General features: G+C 47.2%; 5 protein-coding genes. All 5 read left to right on the top strand.

All coding sequences use genetic code 11. The features are described from left to right. Positions 1 to 686 (top strand): adenylosuccinate lyase (locus tag GX135_05350; protein ID NLN85515.1); only part of this gene is annotated, 686 nt, incomplete at its 5' end. A 32-nt stretch (positions 687 to 718) separates the two neighbouring features. Beyond that, positions 719 to 1,156, top strand: coding sequence for a DUF2147 domain-containing protein (locus GX135_05345; protein ID NLN85514.1), 438 nt, complete (start codon positions 719 to 721; stop codon positions 1,154 to 1,156). Between the two features lie 63 nt (positions 1,157 to 1,219). Then, on the top strand, positions 1,220 to 1,858 hold the full coding sequence (locus GX135_05340) for a hypothetical protein (protein ID NLN85513.1): 639 nt from the start codon (positions 1,220 to 1,222) through the stop codon (positions 1,856 to 1,858). 10 nt (positions 1,859 to 1,868) lie between these two features. Then, positions 1,869 to 2,741: a hypothetical protein gene (locus GX135_05335; GenBank protein ID NLN85512.1), complete on the top strand. Its 873-nt coding sequence runs from the start codon at positions 1,869 to 1,871 to the stop codon at positions 2,739 to 2,741. Positions 2,742 to 3,071: 330 nt separating this feature from the next. Beyond that, complete coding sequence (locus tag GX135_05330; GenBank protein ID NLN85511.1) at positions 3,072 to 3,830, top strand: hypothetical protein; 759 nt, start codon at positions 3,072 to 3,074, stop codon at positions 3,828 to 3,830. Positions 3,831 to 4,417 lie beyond the last annotated feature (587 nt).

The following is a 4,417-nucleotide window of genomic DNA, read 5'->3' as shown; positions in this document are numbered from 1 at the left end:
TGAAGCCAGCCAAGGTTTCCACCCAGGTCATCCAGCGCGACCGCCATGCCTTTTTCATGAATGAGCTTGCCCTGATCGGCGCTCTGATGGAAAAAATTGCCTTGGAGATTCGCCATCTTCAGCGCACCGAGGTCTTGGAAGCTGAAGAAAGTTTTGCCCGTGGGCAAAAAGGCTCTTCAGCCATGCCCCACAAGCGCAATCCCATCATCAGTGAACAACTATGCGGTTTGGCGCGGGTCTTGCGCTCAAATGCCCTCGCCGCAATGGAAAACAACGCCCTTTGGCACGAACGCGACATCTCTCATTCCAGTGTGGAGCGCATCATTTTGCCGGATTCCTGCATCCTGACGCATTATATGCTGGCAAAAACCTGCAGATTGATTTCCGACCTCGTAGCCTACCCTGAAGCAATGCGCGCTAATCTGGAACTCACCAATGGCCTTGTATTTTCTCAAGCCCTGCTTCTCTATCTCACCCAAAAAGGGCTGTCGCGTGAAGACGCCTACGCTTTGGTCCAGGATGCCGCCATGAAATGCTGGGAAAGCGGCAGACCCTTTCTGGATCAAGTGTTGGAAGACAGCCGTATCACCGAACTGATTCCTCCATCCCAGCTTAATGATATATTCAATTACGATCGCTATCTGCGCCATGTGGATACGATTTACAAACGCTGCGGAATCATCTGAATTCCATAACCTTTTTTTAAAGGAGTATAAAAATGAAAAAACTGATGCTTCTTGCTCTGGCTTTGGGCATGCTGATTCCCATTGCCCTGGCAGCTCAAACCTACAAAATCGAAGGTCTGTGGTATGACGCGGACAAACAGATTAAAGTACAATTTTATGAAACAAAAAGTGGCGTGTATGAAGGCAAAATTGCTTGGCTGAGAGAACCAAATGAAAACGGTAAACCCAAGGTGGATAAAGACAATCCGGATAAAAGCCTCCGCAACCGTCCAATCTTGAACCTGGTGTTTATAAAAAACCTCAAATCCAAAGGCAAGAACAAATATGACGGCGCCACTGTTTACGACGTCTCATCCGGCAACACTTATTCCGCAAAAGTGGAATTAACCGGGCCAAACACGATGAAACTGCGCGGTTTCCTCGGAGTTTCTTTGCTTGGCAGAACCGAAACCTGGACACGCGCAAATTGATTGAAAGCTTAAAGGTGGCAGGTGTGGCATAAACACCACGCCTGTCACCACTTACCGAGATATATGCAAAAACAACAATATCTGATTTCCGACCCCGACGAACTTCGCCGGATTAAATTTGCCCAGTTCAGGGTGCAGGTGCCAGCCTTGATTGTGTTGGCGCTCGCCATCATCTTAAATAGAATCTTTCCCCGAGCTGGCAATTGGATTTACGGCATTTCACTTGCTCTGGCCATCGGAGCGCTGGTTGCCTATTTCTTTATTGGGCTTTGTTTCAGGTTTCGCCAACGCATTCCAATGCCTTCAGAAGACGCGCTGCTTTCACCCATTGAGGGAAGAATTTCCCGCATCATTCACGACGGCGACCACACCCTGCTCACCATCCGCAAAGGAATTTTCGACAGCGTGGAGCTTCGCAGTCCACATTCTGATTGCAGCTTGGAAGACGGAATGCTTTGGCTGGAAACCCCGGCTGGGAAAATCCAATTTCGCTTCAATTTCCAGCGGATACAGTGGTTTGTGGAACCGGATATGAAAGCCGGAAACCTCATCGGCATGGTGGTGGGAAATGGTAGTTGCACTGTGGTTTTACCCGGAAAACCCAATCTCACTTTGCAACAACAGGAAGCTGTGAAAGCCGCGGAAAACCTCGCGGAACCTGATGTTCTAAGCCTTTACGGATTAACGGATCAAACTGAATAATGGATAAAATATGACAATCAAATCAAGGTTCCCGAAACTTATCTTCTTTTTGGCATTCGCAGTGGTGGTTCTGGCTGTCTTGGGCTGCGCGCTGTTGGCTGGACCTGCAATTCAGAGCGACACTGTGGAAGAGCCAGTCATCAATGAGGCTTCCGGACTGGCTTCCAGCATCAAAACACCCGGTTTACTTTATACCCACAACGATTCCGGCGGAGAAGCGGCTGTCTACGTTTTGAATAAACGCGCCCTGATGCCGGCTGTGATTGTGTTGGAAGGGGTGAAAAACCGGGATTGGGAAGACATCGCCACCTGCATCGACCCCAAGGATTCAAAACCTTATGTCTATGTTGGAGATATCGGCGATAACAATGCCAAGCACGCCTCTTCTTATATCTACCGTTTTGAAGAGCCTGAGATATTGGACACCCTGATCACCATTTCCAAAATTGATAAGATTGAATTCATCTATGAAGATGGCCCCCGCGATGCGGAAGCGCTGTTTATGGACCCTCTTTCCGGTGACATCTATGTTATCAGCAAACGTGAGGAAAACTGCGGAATCTACCGCCTTCCATATCCTCAAAGCTTTTCAGAAACCATGGTGGCAAAGCGGGTGGGTCAGCTTCCATACAGTTGGGTGGTGGCGGCGGACATTTCACCTTCCGGAAAACACATTTTGGTTAAAACCTACACGAATATCTATCGCTACACTCGCGGCAGAGGGCAAAGTGTTGCTGAAGCCTTGTCCACAAAAGGAAAAGTGATGCCCTACAAGCTTGAACCGCAAGGCGAAGCTGTGGCTTTCGACGAAAAAGGAAAAGGATATTTCACCATCAGCGAACGTCTGGGCGAAACGCCGGTGGAGTTATACTACTATAAATAGTTGAAAAATCAACTTCTTGGGAGCGCTGATAATGCAAAAACAATCGGCGCTCCCATTTTTTATTTCCTAAAAATCGTTGTATTTGTATGGAGCGCAATCGCGACCTTCACAAGCTCATATCCTGTTCTTTCTTGATTCCCCCAATAATCTTGCTTGATTGATCCCCGTCGGATGTCCGTCCACGGTCGGGCAGTTGAGGAGGGCGAGCCAAGGAGTTTTGGTGCTGGAATAAAGAACGAAGCAAGTTGGTTTTTAGCGGCAAACAGGTTTTTCTTGACATATTCTCCAGCATTTCATAATAGAGATATAAGTATTTTTAGGAGTTGCTGTATGAAAAAGAAGATTCTGACGCTTGCCAAAATCAGCGCTTTTACGATATTAGCGGCTGGGGCTATAATTGGCATCACCGCTGGCATCAAGGCTTTGCAGAATACCGCCAATAAAAGAGCACATTACCTGGTGGATCCCAAGTTTTACGAACAAATTGAAGACGCCGAAGGCGTTGTGACCCAAAAGCATCTTGATTCCCTGATAAAACAAGGGTTCGCGGAAAAGCTTAAAGGCGAAGTCCCCATCAATCGCTATCCGGCTACACACGCGAGGGCAAATTGGCTGCCACTTACATACAACACTCATCGGATGAATCCAGGATATTACTTCAATCCCTTCAGATGGGGAAAAGGCTATGCCTCAAATGCTCCGATTAACTTACCCAATATACCGCAAAACTCCAGTGCGTCCAGTGATAGCGCGGATGAGTCGCTGCAAGAACCTGACGATGAAAAGGGTGAAACAGTCCCAGAAAAAGTGACGGAAGCCCCCAAGCCACAGATTATCTACAAGTACCGTGAGATTGGCAAGCAAGAAGAAGAAAAGAAAGAGTCTGTTTCGAAAGCAGACGCACTGCTACAAACACCTGCTGTAAAGCCAGAACCGCAAGCGGGTGTTCAGCAACAGCAAGAGTCTAACCTTGAATTGGCTAAGAAATATATGAACGCAAAGAATATTCAAGGCGATGTGAACACGTTGTCCCCATACATGATAGACTTTTACGCAGAATCACAAAGACAAAAAGAAGCACACAAATAACAACCAAGGAGAATGACCGATGATTGTGAATGATGACACTATTAACAGAGGCTATATGCTGGTGGAAAAGTATATGGTCACGCCAAAGAGTGGCATTATCATCCCTGGAGTACAGGGTATGCACCCACATGCTCTGCAAGCCAGGTGTTTTTTTAGCGCCCTTCCAGGTAGCCGCCTTTAGTATTCCTTATGTTTGAAAGGCAAAATATAAGCGACACATAGACTTAGGCTAAAATAAGGTCTTTTCAGCAGACTCGTTCGAATATATGGGGGCGCGTTCCATCACTACTTCATATTGGAGTTGGAAGTGGAATTGGCAGCGCAAATTGAGCTTATCTGATATTATTTGGAGTTTTCCTTATTTTTCACCGAAACGGAGTGCCAGAATTTGCGCAAACGCCTCATGGTGCCAGCTTTGCTCTGAGAAAACCAAGGCCATAGGGGCGGTGAATCGAGGGACTTGATCGAGGAGTTGGCTGTCGAAGTAGGCGCCCTGACCCATAATATCCGGCAGAGCTTGGAAAAACCGGTAGATCTTTTGCTGGCATAACAGGTGCAGTTTTGTGGCAAGATTTTTTGAGCCGATG

The organism is Candidatus Cloacimonadota bacterium (assembly GCA_012522635.1).
Taxonomy (GTDB): domain Bacteria; phylum Cloacimonadota; class Cloacimonadia; order Cloacimonadales; family Cloacimonadaceae; genus Syntrophosphaera.
The sequence above is the reverse complement of the archived record's forward strand: the minus strand, read 5'-3'. Positions and strand labels throughout refer to the sequence as shown.

Bases quoted from the DNA above. Each gene is read 5' to 3' on its own strand.
- GX135_05330 (NLN85511.1), top strand. From the start codon at position 3,072: ATGAAAAAGAAGATTCTGACGCTTGCCAAAATCAGCGCTTTTACGATA.
- GX135_05345 (NLN85514.1), top strand. From the start codon at position 719: ATGAAAAAACTGATGCTTCTTGCTCTGGCTTTGGGCATGCTGATTCCC.
- GX135_05335 (NLN85512.1), top strand. From the start codon at position 1,869: ATGACAATCAAATCAAGGTTCCCGAAACTTATCTTCTTTTTGGCATTC.
- GX135_05340 (NLN85513.1), top strand. From the start codon at position 1,220: ATGCAAAAACAACAATATCTGATTTCCGACCCCGACGAACTTCGCCGG.